Raw genomic sequence first — 14455 nt, 5'->3', positions numbered from 1 at the left:
GACGGTCGTCTAGGAGCCGGGGGGCTGCCGGGACGCGTCTGTCGGGGGAGCGGTCGTCGTGCCCACCCGCAGGGTGGTGGGGTGGACGGCCGCCTCCGGCTGCCGGTCGTCGAGCAGGGCGCGCACCATGGCCCCCAGACGGCGGCCCTTGGCCTCGCCCTGCTGGTCGACCGTGGTGAGCACGCCGTCGAACCAGGGGAGGTCCACGCCGTCGAACCCCGTCACGCTGAGGTCCTCGGGCACGCGCAGGCCGAGGTCCCCGGCGGCCCGGATCGCCCCGAGGGCCAGCAGGTCGGACTGTGCCACGACGGCCGTGGGGCGCCGGCCCTCCGGCAGCTCGAGCAGCGGGCGGACGGCCAGCGCTGCCTGCTCGACGTCCGGCAGGGCCGTCTGCACGAGGGGCATGTCCGGACCGAACACGTCGGCGAACCCCAGGGCGCGGTCGCGGGTGTCGACGAAGACCGCGGTGTCGACCTCCTCGAGCGTCGTCGGGCCCGTGGCGGCGTGGGGTCCGAGCGGCATGAGCAGGTGCGCGACCCGACGGTGCCCGAGGTCGCGGACGAGCCGGGCGACCTCGGCGCCCGCGCCACGGTTGTCCAGGGAGAGGTTGACCACCCGCGGGTCGGCCGGGGCGCCGTCGCCGATCATCGGGATGCCGCGTGCGGCGAGGTGGTCCACGGCGGGGTTGGTGTCCGGCCCGCACAGCGAGAACACGACGGCGTCGAGCGCCGCGGAGCCGAGGTGGGCGATGGCGCGGTCGGGGTCGCCGGCGGGCTGGGCGATGAGCAGCATCCCGGCGGGCACCTCGTCGAGCACCTGGGACAGGCCGTCGAGCACCGACACGGCGAACGGGTCGCGGAACGCGTGCCCGAGCCGGCCCTCCACGACCACCCCGACGACGCCGGAGCGTCCCTGGCGCAGCGAGGAGGCGAGCGGGTCCGGGCCGGTGTACCCGAGCGCGGCGGCGGCCGCCAGCACGCGCTCGACCGTCCCGGGGGCGACCGGGCCCTTGCCGCTGAAGGCCAGCGACGCGGTCGAGGTGCTCACCCCGGCGGCGTCGGCGACGGCGCGCAGGGTGACGCGAGGTTGACGGGGACCGGCCATGCAGGACAGACTATCGAATCGATTCGATCGAAACGATTCGACCTCCCGTCTCCAGCCCGTACCGACCTCCCGAGAAGCTTTCCGTGACCCAGACCCTCGCCCCCGACCTGACGCGGGTGCGCACCGCCCGCAACGCCGTCTTCGTCGTCTTCGCCCTCGCCGGCGTCGTGTTCTCCTCCTTCGCCTCCCGCATCGCCGACAGCAAGGCCGAGCTCGGCCTCAGCGCCGGACAGCTCGGCCTCACGCTGTTCGCCGCCTCGTGCGGCTCGGTGCTGGCCCTGCCCTTCGCCGGCCGGGTCGCCGACCGGATCGGCGCCTCCCGCACGGTGGTGGCCGGAATGGTCGTCTCGGCGGTCGGGCTCGTCTGCGTGGGGCTGGCCGTCGACGTGGCCCGCTCCCGGCCCCTGATGGCCGCCGGGCTCTTCCTGCTCGGCATGGGCGTGGGCCTGTGGGACGTCGCGATGAACCTCGAGGGTGCCGCCGTGGAGCGGCTCCTGGGTCGCAACGTCATGCCGCACTTCCACGCCGCCTTCTCCGGTGGCACCGTGGTCGCGGCGCTGGTCGGCTCCCTGATGTCGTGGGCCGGTGTGTCGCTGGTCCCGCACTTCCTCGGGGCGCTGGCCGTCTCCGCGGTCCTGGGCTGGTGGGGCGTGCGCGCCTTCCTGCCCCGCGCGGTCGAGGAGCAGGCCACCGGCGACGACGAGCAGGCAGACGCCGCCGTGCCGGCGACGGCGAAGCCGCGTTCCGCGTGGCTCGAGCCGCGGACCCTGATGGTCGGCATGGTGGTCCTGGCCGCCGCCTTCACCGAGGGCACGGCCAACGACTGGATCGCGGTCGGCTTCGTTGAGGGCCACGGCCTGCCGGCGTGGGCGGGGGTGCTCGCCTTCGCGGTCTTCCTCAGCTTCATGACGGTGGGCCGCATCCTGGGCACCGGCTTGCTGGACCGCTACGGCCGGGTGCCGGTCCTGCGCGCGACGTTCGCCCTCGCGGCGGTCGGCTCGCTCATGGTGATCTTCGGCAACCCGGTGGTCGCCTACCTCGGCACCGCCGTCTGGGGCGTGGGTGCCTCCCTCGGCTTCCCGGTGGGGATGAGCGCCTCGGCCGACGACCCCGCCCGCGCGGGCGCGCGCATGTCCGTCGTCGCGACGATCGGGTACACCGCCTTCATCGGCGGCCCGCCGCTGCTGGGCTTCCTCGGCGACCACTTCACCGTCCTCAAGGCGCTGCTCGTCGTCACCGCCGTGGTCTTCCTCGCGATGCTCGTCATCCCCGCCACGCGGGAGAGCGGCACGCTCGTACCGGGTGCCCCCGAACCCGCCGGAACTGAGTAGCGCGGCGGACGCGGGGGCCTGCGCCGGGCCCCTAGCGTCCGCCCATGGACGAACCCCTCGACAGGCCCCGCCCCACCTCCTGGGGCCGCATCCTCACCATCGTCGCCCTGGCGGTGGTCGCCGCCGCCGTCGTCGCCGGACTGGTCTGGTTCGGCTTCCTGGTGTTCATCGTGGTGGCCATGGGCTCCTACGGGAGCAACAAGTGAGGGCGTACGCGCGCATCGCGTGGGCGATGCTGCGACCTCCGGTCCTCCTGCTGCTCGTGCTGTATGCCGCGTGCGGCCTGGGCGTCGCCGGCTCCGCCTCGTCGTGGGCCCTGCTCCGCGCGGTCCTGGTGCTGCTGCCCTTCCTCGTGTGGTCGGCCGTCGTCAACGACCTCGCCGACGCCCGCATCGACGCCGTCAACCTGCCCGACGACGCACGACGGGTGCTGGCCGGCGGACGCGCCCACCGAGCCCAGCTGCGGACGGTGGCCGCGGTCGCCCTCGTCGCCACCCTGGCGGCGGCAGCGGTCCTGGGACCGGCGGCGCTGGTCGTGGCGGCGGCGGGCCTCGCCGTCAGCACGGCATACTCGGCCGGTCCGGTGCGGCTCGCCGAGCGGGGTGCCGTCGCGTCGCTCACCCTGCCCGCCCTGTACGTCGCGGTGCCGTACCTGCTCGGCGTCCTCGCCGCCCGCGGCGCGGTGCGACCCACCGACCTGCCGTTCCTCGGCGCGCTCTACGTCGGCTTCGTGGGCCGGATCGTCCTGAAGGACTTCCGCGACGTCCGCGGAGACACGCTGTTCGGCAAGCGCACCTTCCTCGTGCGACACGGCCGGGTGGCGACCTGCCGGTTCAGCGCGGCCTGCTGGGTGGCAGCCTCGGTGCTGGCCCTCCTTCTCTCGCCCCACCGCACCCCGACCACCGTCGTCGGCACCCTGCTCGCGACGGTCGCGGCCGTGCACCTGCTCCGGGTCCTTGCCTCGGACCCCGGGCACCGCCGCGAGGAGTGGGTCGTGTCGGCGCTGGCGGTGGTCGGCCGCGGCACGGTCCTCGTGCTGCTGGCTCCCCTCGCAGGGAGCGCCGCCGGCACCCGGCCGCTCGTGACGGACCTGCTCGCAGCCGGGGTCGTCGTGCTCACCCTCGGCCAGGCGGCGCAGATGGTCGACCACGGGCCCTCGCGGGGGAGCAGGTCCACCGCGGCCGGTGCCGGCCCGCTCCTTGAGCCCTCTGCGCTCAGGGCGAACACGGGGGGATTCGGGGACTGTGTGGCAAGGGGGCCACGTTAGGGTCATCGACAGGTTCAACACCGGCGAGTGATGGAGACGAGCGTGACCAGTAGTGAGATCGTCGCTCAGGACGAGCGGCCGCAGGGTGGTCTGGACGACCACATCTACAACCGTCTGCTCAAGGAGCGGATCATCTTCCTCGGCTCCGACGTTCGCGACGACAACGCGAACGCGATCTGTGCCCAGCTGCTGCTCCTGGCGGCCGAGGACCCGGGCAAGGACATCTGGCTCTACATCAACAGCCCCGGCGGCTCGATCTCGGCGGGCATGGCGATCTACGACACGATGAAGTGGATCCCCAACGACGTCGCGACCGTGGCGATGGGCATGGCGGCCTCGATGGGCCAGTTCCTGCTGTCCGCGGGCACCAAGGGCAAGCGGTACGCCACCCCGCACGCCCGCGTGATGATGCACCAGCCGTCGGGTGGCATCGGCGGCACCGCCTCGGACATCAAGATCCAGGCCGAGCAGATGCTCTTCGTGAAGAAGCAGATGGCCGAGCTCATCGCCGAGCACACCGGGCAGCCCCTCGAGCAGATCGAGAAGGACTCCGACCGCGACCGCTGGTTCAGCGCCGAGGAAGCCAAGGCGTACGGCTTCGTCGACCACGTGTTCAGCAGCGCCTCGCAGGCCGGCGGCCGCCGTGGCAGCGACGACGACAACCCCGTCACCGGGGACAAGTGAGGAACGACGTGAACGCGAACATCAACCCCCGCATGCACGGTGCCGCCTCGGGCGGCCTGCACGTCCCGGGTCCGTCCAGCCGCTACATCCTGCCGCAGTTCGAGGAGCGCACCTCCTACGGCATGAAGCGGCTCGACCCCTACACGAAGCTCTTCGAGGACCGCATCATCTTCCTCGGCGTGCAGGTCGACGACGCGTCCGCCGACGACGTCATCGCCCAGCTGATCGTGCTGGAGTCGCAGGACCCCGACCGCGACATCCTCATGTACATCAACAGCCCCGGTGGCTCGTTCACGGCCATGACCGCGATCTACGACACCATGCAGTACATCCGCCCCGACGTGCAGACGTTCGTCGTGGGCCAGGCCGCCTCGGCTGCCGCGGTGCTGCTGTCGGCGGGTGCCAAGGGCAAGCGGTTCGCCCTCCCGAACAGCCGGATCCTCATTCACCAGCCGGCGCTCGCCGGTGGCGACTACGGCCAGGCGTCCGACATCGAGATCCAGGCCAACGAGGTGCTGCGCATGCGCAGCTGGCTCGAGGAGACCTGGGCCGAGCACTCGGGTCGCACCGTGGAGCAGGTCCGCAGCGACATCGAGCGCGACAAGATCCTGTCCGCTGCCGAGGCCAAGGAGTACGGCCTCATCGACGAGGTGCTCGCCTCCCGCAAGGCGTCCTTCGAGGACTGACGCCTCACGCACGGCCGGTATGCCGCCCGCTCACCTCGAGCGGGCGGCATACGCATGTCCGGGGCCGGGTTGACGCCGTGGCCGGCGAGCGGAGCCGCGGCCCGGCACCGGGACTGTCGGGGTGCCGGACCTGCCCGCGGCGGAGAGTGGCCGCGCGGTCGTCGAGGCGACCGCGTCCGGGCGACGGATCGCCGACGTCGACGACCGCGACACGTGGCAGTGCCGCCCGCACGCGCCCGGTGAGATCCGGGAGGCCCTTGTGGGCCGTCACCTCACCGCGGCCCGCCGTCAGGGCAAGTCGACGGGCGGCGACCACCTGGGGCAGGGCGTCGTCGGCGCCGGTCGTCAGGCCGACCGCAACCCGGTGTGGCTGCGGTTCGACCTCGAGGTCGACGCGCTCGGCCCGGACGTCCTCCACGGGGCGCGTTGACGCCGAGGTCTGGGACTTCGGCATCCCAAGACCCTGGATGCGCCGAGGTCTGGGACTTCGGCATCCCAAGACCCTGGGTTATGCCGAAGTTTGGGACTTCGGCATCCCAAGGCCCTGGGTGCGCCGAGGTCTGGGACTTCGGCGTCGCCGGCCACGGGCGTCACGCGTGGTCCGGGGCCGCGCCGGGTGGGCGCGGCCCCGACGGGTCAGGACCGGGGCTGGCACTCCGCGGTGGGGTCGGCCCCTTCGGCCCTGACCCCGCCCGCGCTCACCGCCACGCCTGCGTCCTCGGTCTCGCCTGAGCCATCGACCCCGTCTGCCACCCCGTGCCCGTCCTGGGCGCGCCGGGAGGCGACCAGGCTGGTCACGGTGACCAACGCCAGGACGCCCACGATGACGCCCAGGGAGGCCAGCGTCGGCACGACCGGGACGGCCGGCCACGTCCCGTGGGCCCAGTGCAGGACGAGCTTGACCCCGATGAACCCGAGGATCGCGGCGAGCCCGTAGCCGAGGTGGACCAGCTTGGACAGGGCGCCCTCGAGCACGAAGTAGAGGGCCCTCAGACCGAGGAGGGCGAACGCGTTGGTGGCGAAGACGAGGTACGGGTCTCCGGTGATGCCGTAGACGGCGGGCACCGAGTCGATCGCGAAGACGATGTCGGTGCCGAGGATCGCCACGGTGACCAGGGCGAGCGGGGTGAGGGCCCGGCGGCCGTCGCGGCGCACGGTCATCCGCGGGCCCTCGTAGGTGTCGGTGACGGGCAGGAACCGGCGCAGCAGGCGCACGCTGCGCAGGTTGGCGGCGTCGACGTCGTGGCCGGACCCGCGCAGGGCGTCCCGGAGCAGCTTGACGCCCGTGGCGAGCAGGACCAGCCCGAACAGCAGGAACGTCCAGTCGAAGTGGGCCAGCATCTGGGCCCCGAGCGCGATGAACACGCCGCGGAGCACGAGCGCCCCGACGACGCCGATGAGCAGGACCCGCTGCTGCAGCTCACGGGGTACCGCGAAGCCGGCGAGGACGAGCATGAAGACGAAGAGGTTGTCGACGGACAGCGACTTCTCGACGAGGTAGCCGGTGTAGTACTCCAGCCCGGTCTGGCCCCCGAACCGGCTCCAGATCCAGGCGCCGAACGCCAGGGGCAGGGCGACGTAGAAGGCGGACCACCCGACGGCCTCGCGCATCGAGACCCGGTGCGGGCGCCGGGTCAGCAGGAAGTCGAGCACCACGAGCGCGAGCACGGCGGCGAGGGTGACGCCCCACAGCAGGGGACTGGCCACGGAGGGGCCGGAGGCGGCGGGGTCGGCCGCCGCGAGGAGGTCGGTGGCGGCAGGGGGGAGAGCGGGCATGGTCGTCCTCGGATAGGTGTCCGAGGTCTCCTTCACCGCTGGGCGGTGCCGGGCCGGGAACGCTGTGGAGCGCTCGTACTGACCGGTCCGGGCTTGGGAAGTACTCCCCTCGTTGACGATTCTACGGGATCCGCGGGCGGTTGTCCGCTCTGAGCGGACAAGGGCGACCCCGGCGGGGTCTCGGCGATTCAATGGGGAGAATGGAGTGGTCCGGCGGGTACCGTCGGACCTGCTGCCGCCGGACCGGGCAGCACCGGAGGCGGGCACCGCGCCCGCACCAACACACGGAGGACGTCGCGTGGCACGCATGGGAGAGAGCGGCGACCTGCTGAAGTGCTCGTTCTGCGGAAAGAGCCAGAAGCAGGTCAAGAAGCTCATCGCAGGACCGGGCGTGTACATCTGCGACGAGTGCATCGACCTCTGCAACGAGATCATCGAGGAGGAGCTCGCCGAGTCCTCCGAGCTGGGCCTGGACGAGCTGCCCAAGCCGCGCGAGATCTACGAGTTCCTCGAGAACTACGTCGTGGGGCAGGACGTGGCGAAGAAGGCCCTGGCCGTCGCCGTCTACAACCACTACAAGCGGATCCAGGCCGGCGAGCACGCGAGCGGCAAGAAGGACGCCGAGTCGGTCGACATCGCCAAGTCCAACATCCTGCTCATCGGCCCCACCGGCTGCGGCAAGACCTACCTCGCCCAGACCCTGGCCAAGATGCTCAACGTGCCGTTCGCGATCGCCGACGCCACCGCCCTCACCGAGGCCGGCTACGTCGGTGAGGACGTCGAGAACATCCTGCTCAAGCTGATCCAGGCCGCCGACTACGACGTCAAGAAGGCCGAGACGGGCATCATCTACATCGACGAGGTCGACAAGATCGCCCGCAAGAGCGAGAACCCCTCGATCACCCGCGACGTCTCGGGCGAGGGCGTGCAGCAGGCGCTGCTGAAGATCCTCGAGGGCACGACCGCCTCGGTCCCGCCGCAGGGCGGCCGCAAGCACCCGCACCAGGAGTTCATCCAGATCGACACGACGAACGTCCTGTTCATCGTGGGCGGCGCGTTCGCCGGCCTGGAGAAGCTCATCGAGTCGCGCAACGGCAAGAAGGGCCTGGGCTTCGGCTCCGAGCTGCACACGCCCAAGGACCTCGCCGAGTCGATCCACGAGGTCATGCCCGAGGACCTCATGAAGTTCGGGCTCATCCCCGAGTTCATCGGCCGCCTGCCCGTCATCACCACGGTCAGCCCGCTCGACCGCGATGCGCTCGTGACGATCCTGTCCGAGCCGCGCAACGCGCTGGTCAAGCAGTACAAGAAGATGTTCGAGATCGACGGCGTCGAGCTCGAGTTCACCGACGACGCCCTCCAGGCGATCGCCGACTCGGCCCTCAACCGCGGCACCGGTGCCCGTGGGCTGCGCGCGATCATGGAGGAGGTCCTCCTCCCGGTCATGTTCGACGTGCCCAGCGACGACGGCATCGCCAAGGTGGTCGTCACCCCCGAGGTCGTGCGCGAGAACGTCCTGCCGACGATCGTGCGCCGCGACGAGGAGCCCAAGCGCACGCGCAAGCGCTCCGCCTGACCCCCCCGGCGGGCTCCGTCCCGTCATGCAGACCAGCCCCGACGGCACGTGCCGTCGGGGCTGGTGCGTTCCTGCCGGCGGGCCGAGCTCAGTGCTGCGGCTCGCGGGCGACCAGCCAGACGCCCAGCGCGAGCAGCGCGGTGCCTGCGATCGCGGCATACGTCAGCGTGCCCTCACCCGGGGTGGCGCTGCCGCTGACGACGCTCGTGACGGCCCAGACCGGCACGCAGCCGGCCACCACGAGCGCGGTCCGACGGCTCCAGCGGCGCACCGCCGCCGGAGGCAGCGGTGCGCCCTGCGGGTAGGCCGCGGCGAGCGCGGCGCTGGTGTGCAGCAGCAGCGCGAGCAGGGCGGCCAGGACGGTGAGCAGCCACGCGCGCCCACCCACGGGGGCCGGGACCGTGGCGAGCCAGTGCAGCAGGTGCGCTGCGAGCAGGACCGTCACCGCGTGCGTGCCCGGACGCAGCGCGGCGTATGCCGTGACGACGACGAGCAGGACCGCCACCACCCACAGCGGGCTCACGGCGGCCACCACCGTGACGACGGCGAGCCCGACGGAGGCGGCGGCGAGAACGGCCCTCAGGACCAGGTGCGAGCGGGCCATCAGCGGCTCACCACCCGGGGTGCCCGGGAGCGGCGCCCCAGGTCGCGCAGCACCAGGTCGAGGGTCCTCGGCCCCGTCCACGGCACGATCGGCACACCGGCGTCCCGGGCGCGCAGCATCTCCCGCTCGCGCTCGAGGAGCCGGATCCGCCAGGCGAGGCGGGCGCCCACGGGGTGGTCCTGCACCGACGTGAGCTCGGCCAGGCGGTCGTCGGGGAGGTCCGGGCGGGCGAAGTCGGCCGGCAGGGTGTCGATGGCGACGACCGCCACGCCGCGCCGGGCGAGCGAGACGGCGTGGGCCAGCACCTGGACCGAGACGGCCGGGGTGAGGACGACGACGAGGGTGCCGGCACCCACGTGGTGGCGCAGCTGGCCGCGCAGGCGCTTCTCGTCGCTCACCGTGCTGTCGGCGACCCGCACGCGGGAGAGCACGTCGAGCAGTCGGCGGAGGTGGTTGTTGCCCGCCGCCGCCTGGACGCGGGGCAGGTCGCGCGCGCCGAGGACGAGCAGTCCCACCCGGTCACCGGTGCGCAGGTAGTGCTCGGCGATGGCCCCGGCCGCGCGCGCGGCGTTGTCGAGGCTGCTGCTCGTGCCGCCGGGCCCGCTGCTGCGGCCGAGGTCGTGCATGGCGTCGACGAGCAGCAGGATCTCGCTGTCCTGGTCGGCGTGCGTGGCGGTGACGTGCAGGGTGCCGGTGCGGACCGACACCGGCCAGTGCACGCGGCGCAGCCGGTCGCCGAACCGGAACGGGCGGATGTCGGCGAGCTCGCCGCCGTCGCCGAGGTGGGCCGAGCGACTGCGCCCGACGAGGCCGTCGGGGTGCGGGACCTGGGCGCGGGCCGTGAAGTGGTCCGGCAGCGGCACCGTCGAGACCGGCTCGGAGCTGACCGGCTCGGGCTCCCACGTGAAGCCGCCGAAGGCGCTGCCGACGGCGATGGTGGCCGGCCCGAGGCTGCGGTGCCCCCAGCGGGTGCTCTGGCACACCAGGTCGAGGCGGACGGGCTCACCGTCGGGCGTGAGGGCGGCGCCCTGGGCGCGGCCGACGGGGGTGTAGCTCGTGTGCGGGGTGGGCAGGAGCACCACGCCGACGTCCTCGACGCCGGGTGCCGGCTGCACCGTTGTCGTCCACGCGGTGGACTGTCCCTCGCGCAGGACCGTGTGGCGCACGCCGGCGTGCACCTCGGGGGAGCGGGCCGGGCGGACGGCCAGGGCCCACACCGCGACGACCACGAGGGGAGCGGCCAGCGCCACGGCGTCGGGCCGGCGCAGCAGCACCCCGGTGGCGAGCAGGAGGAAACCGAGCAGCGTGGCGCGCACGTGCGCCGGCGTGGCCTGCCAGCGCGCCTGCAGCCGCCTGCCGACGGGTCGGCTCACGGGCGCTCGAACCCGCTGCGGGCCCCGTCGCCGGTCGCGGCGGGCGTCGGCACCGACGTGAGCACGGAGTCGACGACGCTCGCGGCGGAGACGTCGTTCATCCACAGCTCGGGGCGCACGGCCACCCGGTGGTCGAGAGCGGCGTGGGCGACGGCCTTCACGTCCTCGGGGGTGACGTAGTCGCGGCCGCGCAGCACGGCATACGCCCGGCTCGTGAGCAGCAGCGCGAGCGAGCCACGGGGGGAGGACCCCATGAGCAGGTTCTGGTGGCTGCGGGTCGCCGCGACGAGCTTGACGCAGTACTGGCCGACGCCCTCGTCGACGGTCACCGTCTCGACCGCGGCCTGCATCGCGAGCAGGCCCTCGGCGTCGGTGACCTGGGCGACCTGCTGCTCCTCCTGCCGGCGGCCCATGCGGCGCTGGAGCACCTCCCACTCGTCGGGGGCGGTGGGGTAGCCGAACGAGACGCGCAGCAGGAAGCGGTCGAGCTGGGCCTCCGGGAGCGGGTAGGTGCCCTCGTACTCGACCGGGTTGGCCGTCGCGAGCACGTGGAACGGCTTCGGGAGGTGGAAGGTCTCGCCCTCGACGGTCGCCTGGCCCTCCTGCATGGCCTCGAGCAGGGCGGACTGGGTCTTCGGGGGCGTCCGGTTGATCTCGTCGGCCAGCAGGAGCCCGGTGAACAGCGGGCCCTTGCGGAAGGTGAACTCCGACGTGCGCTGGTCGTACAGGAACGAGCCGGTGAGGTCGCTGGGCAGCAGGTCGGGGGTGAACTGGGCCCGCGCGAACTCCAGCCCCAGCGCCTGGGCGAACGAGCGCGCCGCCAGGGTCTTGCCGAGCCCGGGGAAGTCCTCCATGAGCACGTGGCCGCCGGCGAGCACGCCGGAGAGGACGAGCTCGAGGCTGTGCCGCTTGCCGACGACGGCTCGCTCGACCTCGGCCAGGATCGCACCGGCCCGCTCGGTGACCTCGGTCAGGGACAAGGTGGTGGTGCTCACTCAGATCTCCTCCAGGGTGGTGACGTACGCCTCGACGCGGTCGGCGGTGAGCCGTCCGGTCGGCGGGTTGGCGAGGTATGCCGTGAGGTCCGGGCCGAGCGCCGCGCGCACGTGGGCGGCGTCGTCGCCGGAGAGGCCGAGGCCGCGGCGGCGACGCAGCCGCTCGTCGGCGAGTGCACGCAGCGTCGCGTGCAGCTGGGTCTGGGCGACGGCGTCACCGGCGACGGCGGCGTCCACGGTCTCTGCGAGGCGGGTGACCCGCACGTCGCTGCCGCGGGCGGCCGCGGTGTCGGTGAAGCTGTTGGACCAGTCGGTCGCGTGCTGGTGCTGCCACAGCCACTGCACCAGGACGCCGAGGGCGGCCACGACCCCCACGCAGCCCAGCAGGATCGCCGGGTTGACGAGGACGGGCACCGCCACGAGCAGGGCCCCCACGAGGACCGCGACGCACACCGCGACGGCCAGCTGGCCGGTCGCGGGCAGCGCCCGGAGGCGGGCGATCACCGGCGTGCCCCGGCCATGCGCTCGCGGGCCGGCCGCGGCGGACGGCCGCGCGAGATGTCGGCCTGGACCTGCCGGAGCGCCTCGCGCGCCTGGGTGCGCAGGTCCTCGCCGATCTCGTGCCGGGAGAAGCGGGCCTCGCGGTAGAGCGCGCCGAGGCGGTCGAGCGCGCCGGCGTCGACGTCGAGCCGCCGCAGGACGGTGCCGACGAGCTCCTCCGACGTCCGGGACCGGTCGTCGCCGATGCCGGCCGAGCGGGCCGCCTCCTCCAGGGCGACCCAGGCCGCCACCACCGCGTTGGCCGGGGTGCCGGTGGCGAGGAGCTCCTCGCCCTCGCGGACGGCGGCGAGCATCACGTCGGGGGCGACCTCCGCCGTGGTCGAGGGCCCGTCGTCGGCGCGGGCCGTGGTGCGCAGCTGGGCGAGGACCGCCCGGCCGATGGCCACGAGCACGGCGAGCACCACGAGGACGAGCACCACCTTCACCGACCACGCGACCACCTCGGCGACGGCGGACGACTGGGGCGCCGTGCGACCCTTGCTGCCGAGCTGCTTCACGGTGCCCTGGAGGGCTCCCGAGGCGTACTCCTCGCCCGGGGCGCTGGTTCCTGGGCCGCTGAAGTCCTGCCGGGCGAAGACGCCGACCGGTCCGGCCGCGGACACCCAGGCGGCCAGCAGCAGCGTCACGCCGGCGCCACCGAGCAGCGCCCATGCCTTGCGGTTCACACCTGCCCCCGTCCCCTCCGAGTCACGGACCGACCCTAGGGAGCAGGCGACCGGGTGGCAAAGGAGTTGCCGACCTTCGGGCGCGATTCGTTATACAGATCAGTCCGGCGGGGCGGGCCGGAAAATTCTGGGGCCGAGGTGCGATGAGTTCTGCGGAGTGCTGCGGTCTGTCCCTGCGTGACGCCCTGCGGCCTACGCTGGGACGGGGACCGATGGAGGAGACGGCATGACCGAGGTGCGCGAGCGGGCGGCGGCGGAGGACTTCCCGGAGCTGTCCGACACCTACCGGCGCGAGCTGACCGCCCACTGCTACCGCATGACGGGGTCGATCCACGACGCCGAGGACCTGGTCCAGGAGACCTACATCCGGGCCTGGCGCGCGTACGGCGCGTTCGAGGGGCGCTCCTCCGTGCGCACCTGGCTGTACCGGATCGCCACGAACGTGTGCCTGTCCTCGCTGGAGGGCAAGGACCGCCGGCCGCTGCCCACGGGCCTGGGCACTCCCGAGAGCGACCCGGGGGAGCGCGTCGTCGCCTCGACCGAGGTGGCCTGGCTCGAGCCGGCCCCTGACCCGCTGGTGGCGGCCGACACGGCCGACCCCGCCAGCATCGTCGCCGAGCGCGACAGCATCCGGCTGGCGTTCGTGGCGGCCCTGCAGCACCTGCCCGCCCGGCAGCGGGCCGTGCTGATCCTGCGCGACGTGCTGCGCTGGCGGGCGGCCGAGGTCGCCGAGGCGCTGGACACGACCGAGGCGGCGGTCAACAGCGCGCTGCAGCGGGCGCACGCCCAGCTGGCCAGGGTCAACGTCACCGCCGACACGGTCGAGGACCGGCTCGACGACGACCAGCGGGCCCTGCTCGACCGGTACGTCCAGGCCTTCTGGGACAAGGACATCAGCTCGATCGTCAGCATGCTCACGGCCGACGCGGTCTGGGAGATGCCGCCGTACCCGGGCTGGTACCGCGGCGCCGAGACGATCGGCCGGCTCATCGACACCCAGTGCCCCGGTGGCGTGCACGACATGCCGATGGTCGCCACGTCGGCCAACGGCCAGCCGGCGTTCGGGCTGTACATGCGCCAGCCCGACGGCACGTTCACGCCGTTCCACCTGCAGGTGCTGACCGTGACCGACGGCCGCGTCAGCCACGTCGCGGCGTTCTTCGACGTGCGGCTCTTCGAGACGTTCGGCCTGCCCGCGGTGCTCCCCGCGGACCACGTCGCCACGACGTGAGCCCGCGATGACCACCGCGACCGGCGTGGGCCGGCCGCCGGGTGCGGTCGAGCTGCTCGAGCGCGCGGTCGCGTACACCGGAGCCAGCCTGCGCCTGGTCACCGAGGCCGACCTGCGCAACCCGACCCCCTGCGCCGAGTGGGACCTGCTCGCGCTGCTGACGCACATGGAGGACTCGCTCGACGCCATGGCCCAGGCGGCGCGGGCGCCGCGGCTCGAGCTCGTCCCGGCCGAGCCGGGAGAGGGCGGCAGGGCGCTGCTGGACCGCATCTGCGCCCGGGCCCGTGCACTCGTCGGGCACTGGCACCCCGCGCCGCTGGGCGACGTCGGGCTCGGCGGGCTGACCCTGTCGCGCGACCTGCTCGGTGCTGTCGGAGCCCTCGAGATCACGCTGCACGGGTGGGACGTCGCCCAGGCGATCGAGCAGCCGCGCCCCATCCCGCCGGGACTGGCGATGGACCTGTGGCCGGTTGCCCGTGACGCCATCACCGACGCCGACCGGCCGGTGCGGTTCGGGCCCGTCCTGGACGTGCCCGACTGGGCGGCGCCCCAGCACCGGCTGCTCGCCCACGCCGGACGCTGCTGACCTGCGTGGTGGACGG

16 protein-coding genes are annotated in these 14455 nt (G+C 73.3%); 9 read left to right on the top strand and 7 right to left on the bottom strand.

Annotated elements, in window-relative coordinates:
- Positions 1 to 9: 9 nt before the first annotated feature.
- On the bottom strand, positions 10 to 1104 hold the full coding sequence (locus J2X64_RS01250; protein WP_310148482.1) for a substrate-binding domain-containing protein: 1095 nt from the start codon (positions 1102 to 1104) through the stop codon (positions 10 to 12).
- Positions 1105 to 1187: 83 nt separating this feature from the next.
- Here J2X64_RS01250 and J2X64_RS01245 point away from each other — a divergent pair, with 83 nt between their 5' ends.
- The 6 genes from J2X64_RS01245 to J2X64_RS01220 all read left to right on the top strand — a co-directional run bounded on the left by J2X64_RS01245 (position 1188) and on the right by J2X64_RS01220 (position 5502).
- The gene (locus tag J2X64_RS01245) at positions 1188 to 2435 is read left to right on the top strand and encodes an MFS transporter (RefSeq protein WP_310148480.1); all 1248 of its coding nucleotides are present in this window, start codon (positions 1188 to 1190) and stop codon (positions 2433 to 2435) included.
- Positions 2436 to 2479: 44 nt separating this feature from the next.
- Positions 2480 to 2641, top strand: a complete 162-nt coding sequence (locus J2X64_RS01240; protein WP_310148478.1) for a hypothetical protein — start codon at positions 2480 to 2482, stop codon at positions 2639 to 2641.
- Positions 2638 to 3702, top strand: coding sequence for a UbiA family prenyltransferase (locus tag J2X64_RS01235; protein ID WP_310148476.1), 1065 nt, complete (start codon positions 2638 to 2640; stop codon positions 3700 to 3702). Before J2X64_RS01240 ends, J2X64_RS01235 begins: the two co-directional genes overlap by 4 nt.
- 42 nt (positions 3703 to 3744) lie before the next feature.
- Entirely contained in the window at positions 3745 to 4386 is a 642-nt protein-coding gene (locus J2X64_RS01230; protein ID WP_310148473.1) for an ATP-dependent Clp protease proteolytic subunit, read from the top strand.
- A 32-nt stretch (positions 4387 to 4418) separates the two neighbouring features.
- Positions 4419 to 5072, top strand: coding sequence for an ATP-dependent Clp protease proteolytic subunit (locus tag J2X64_RS01225; protein WP_310153072.1), 654 nt, complete (start codon positions 4419 to 4421; stop codon positions 5070 to 5072).
- Between the two features lie 121 nt (positions 5073 to 5193).
- Positions 5194 to 5502, top strand: coding sequence for a DNA-formamidopyrimidine glycosylase family protein (locus tag J2X64_RS01220; protein ID WP_310148471.1), 309 nt, complete (start codon positions 5194 to 5196; stop codon positions 5500 to 5502).
- Positions 5503 to 5708: 206 nt separating this feature from the next.
- On the opposite strand, the gene J2X64_RS01215 is transcribed toward J2X64_RS01220, so the two are convergent.
- A complete protein-coding gene (locus J2X64_RS01215) occupies positions 5709 to 6848 on the bottom strand; it encodes a TerC family protein (protein ID WP_310148468.1) in 1140 nt (379 codons plus the stop codon).
- A gap of 298 nt (positions 6849 to 7146) precedes the next feature.
- On the opposite strand from J2X64_RS01215, the gene clpX reads away from it, so the two are divergent.
- Complete coding sequence (clpX, locus tag J2X64_RS01210) at positions 7147 to 8424, top strand: ATP-dependent Clp protease ATP-binding subunit ClpX (protein WP_310148465.1); 1278 nt, start codon at positions 7147 to 7149, stop codon at positions 8422 to 8424.
- A gap of 88 nt (positions 8425 to 8512) precedes the next feature.
- Here clpX and J2X64_RS01205 read toward each other — a convergent pair whose 3' ends face one another.
- From J2X64_RS01205 to J2X64_RS01185, 5 genes are read right to left on the bottom strand one after another with little or no spacing between them, the layout of a single operon-like run.
- The gene (locus tag J2X64_RS01205; RefSeq protein ID WP_310148462.1) at positions 8513 to 9028 is read right to left on the bottom strand and encodes a hypothetical protein; all 516 of its coding nucleotides are present in this window, start codon (positions 9026 to 9028) and stop codon (positions 8513 to 8515) included.
- Positions 9028 to 10401, bottom strand: a complete 1374-nt coding sequence (locus tag J2X64_RS01200) for a DUF58 domain-containing protein (protein ID WP_310148460.1) — start codon at positions 10399 to 10401, stop codon at positions 9028 to 9030. Before J2X64_RS01200 ends, J2X64_RS01205 begins: the two co-directional genes overlap by 1 nt.
- On the bottom strand, positions 10398 to 11396 hold the full coding sequence (locus J2X64_RS01195) for a MoxR family ATPase (protein ID WP_310148458.1): 999 nt from the start codon (positions 11394 to 11396) through the stop codon (positions 10398 to 10400). Before J2X64_RS01195 ends, J2X64_RS01200 begins: the two co-directional genes overlap by 4 nt.
- Positions 11397 to 11900 carry a hypothetical protein gene (locus J2X64_RS01190; RefSeq protein ID WP_310148454.1) on the bottom strand — a complete coding sequence of 168 codons (504 nt, stop codon included), beginning with the start codon at positions 11898 to 11900 and terminating at the stop codon, positions 11397 to 11399.
- The gene (locus J2X64_RS01185) at positions 11897 to 12622 is read right to left on the bottom strand and encodes a DUF4129 domain-containing protein (RefSeq protein WP_310148451.1); all 726 of its coding nucleotides are present in this window, start codon (positions 12620 to 12622) and stop codon (positions 11897 to 11899) included. The genes J2X64_RS01190 and J2X64_RS01185 overlap by 4 nt, the downstream gene beginning before the upstream one ends.
- A gap of 226 nt (positions 12623 to 12848) precedes the next feature.
- Between J2X64_RS01185 and J2X64_RS01180 the strand changes: the two genes are divergently transcribed.
- Complete coding sequence (locus tag J2X64_RS01180; protein WP_310148445.1) at positions 12849 to 13853, top strand: sigma-70 family RNA polymerase sigma factor; 1005 nt, start codon at positions 12849 to 12851, stop codon at positions 13851 to 13853.
- 7 nt (positions 13854 to 13860) lie between these two features.
- Complete coding sequence (locus J2X64_RS01175) at positions 13861 to 14439, top strand: TIGR03086 family metal-binding protein (protein ID WP_310148442.1); 579 nt, start codon at positions 13861 to 13863, stop codon at positions 14437 to 14439.
- Positions 14440 to 14455: the final 16 nt, after the last annotated feature.

Origin of the sequence: Phycicoccus sp. 3266 (genome assembly GCF_031456495.1) — a bacterium.
Taxonomy (GTDB): domain Bacteria; phylum Actinomycetota; class Actinomycetes; order Actinomycetales; family Dermatophilaceae; genus Pedococcus.
Note: the sequence above shows the minus strand (reverse complement) of the source record. Positions and strands in the feature narration are given on the sequence as shown.

Coding starts and splice junctions, on each gene's coding strand:
- J2X64_RS01250 (WP_310148482.1), bottom strand. CDS start 1,104: ATGGCCGGTCCCCGTCAACCTCGCGTCACCCTGCGCGCCGTCGCCGAC.
- J2X64_RS01240 (WP_310148478.1), top strand. CDS start 2,480: ATGGACGAACCCCTCGACAGGCCCCGCCCCACCTCCTGGGGCCGCATC.
- J2X64_RS01225 (WP_310153072.1), top strand. CDS start 4,419: ATGCACGGTGCCGCCTCGGGCGGCCTGCACGTCCCGGGTCCGTCCAGC.
- J2X64_RS01215 (WP_310148468.1), bottom strand. CDS start 6,848: ATGCCCGCTCTCCCCCCTGCCGCCACCGACCTCCTCGCGGCGGCCGAC.
- J2X64_RS01205 (WP_310148462.1), bottom strand. CDS start 9,028: ATGGCCCGCTCGCACCTGGTCCTGAGGGCCGTTCTCGCCGCCGCCTCC.
- J2X64_RS01180 (WP_310148445.1), top strand. CDS start 12,849: ATGACCGAGGTGCGCGAGCGGGCGGCGGCGGAGGACTTCCCGGAGCTG.
- J2X64_RS01175 (WP_310148442.1), top strand. CDS start 13,861: ATGACCACCGCGACCGGCGTGGGCCGGCCGCCGGGTGCGGTCGAGCTG.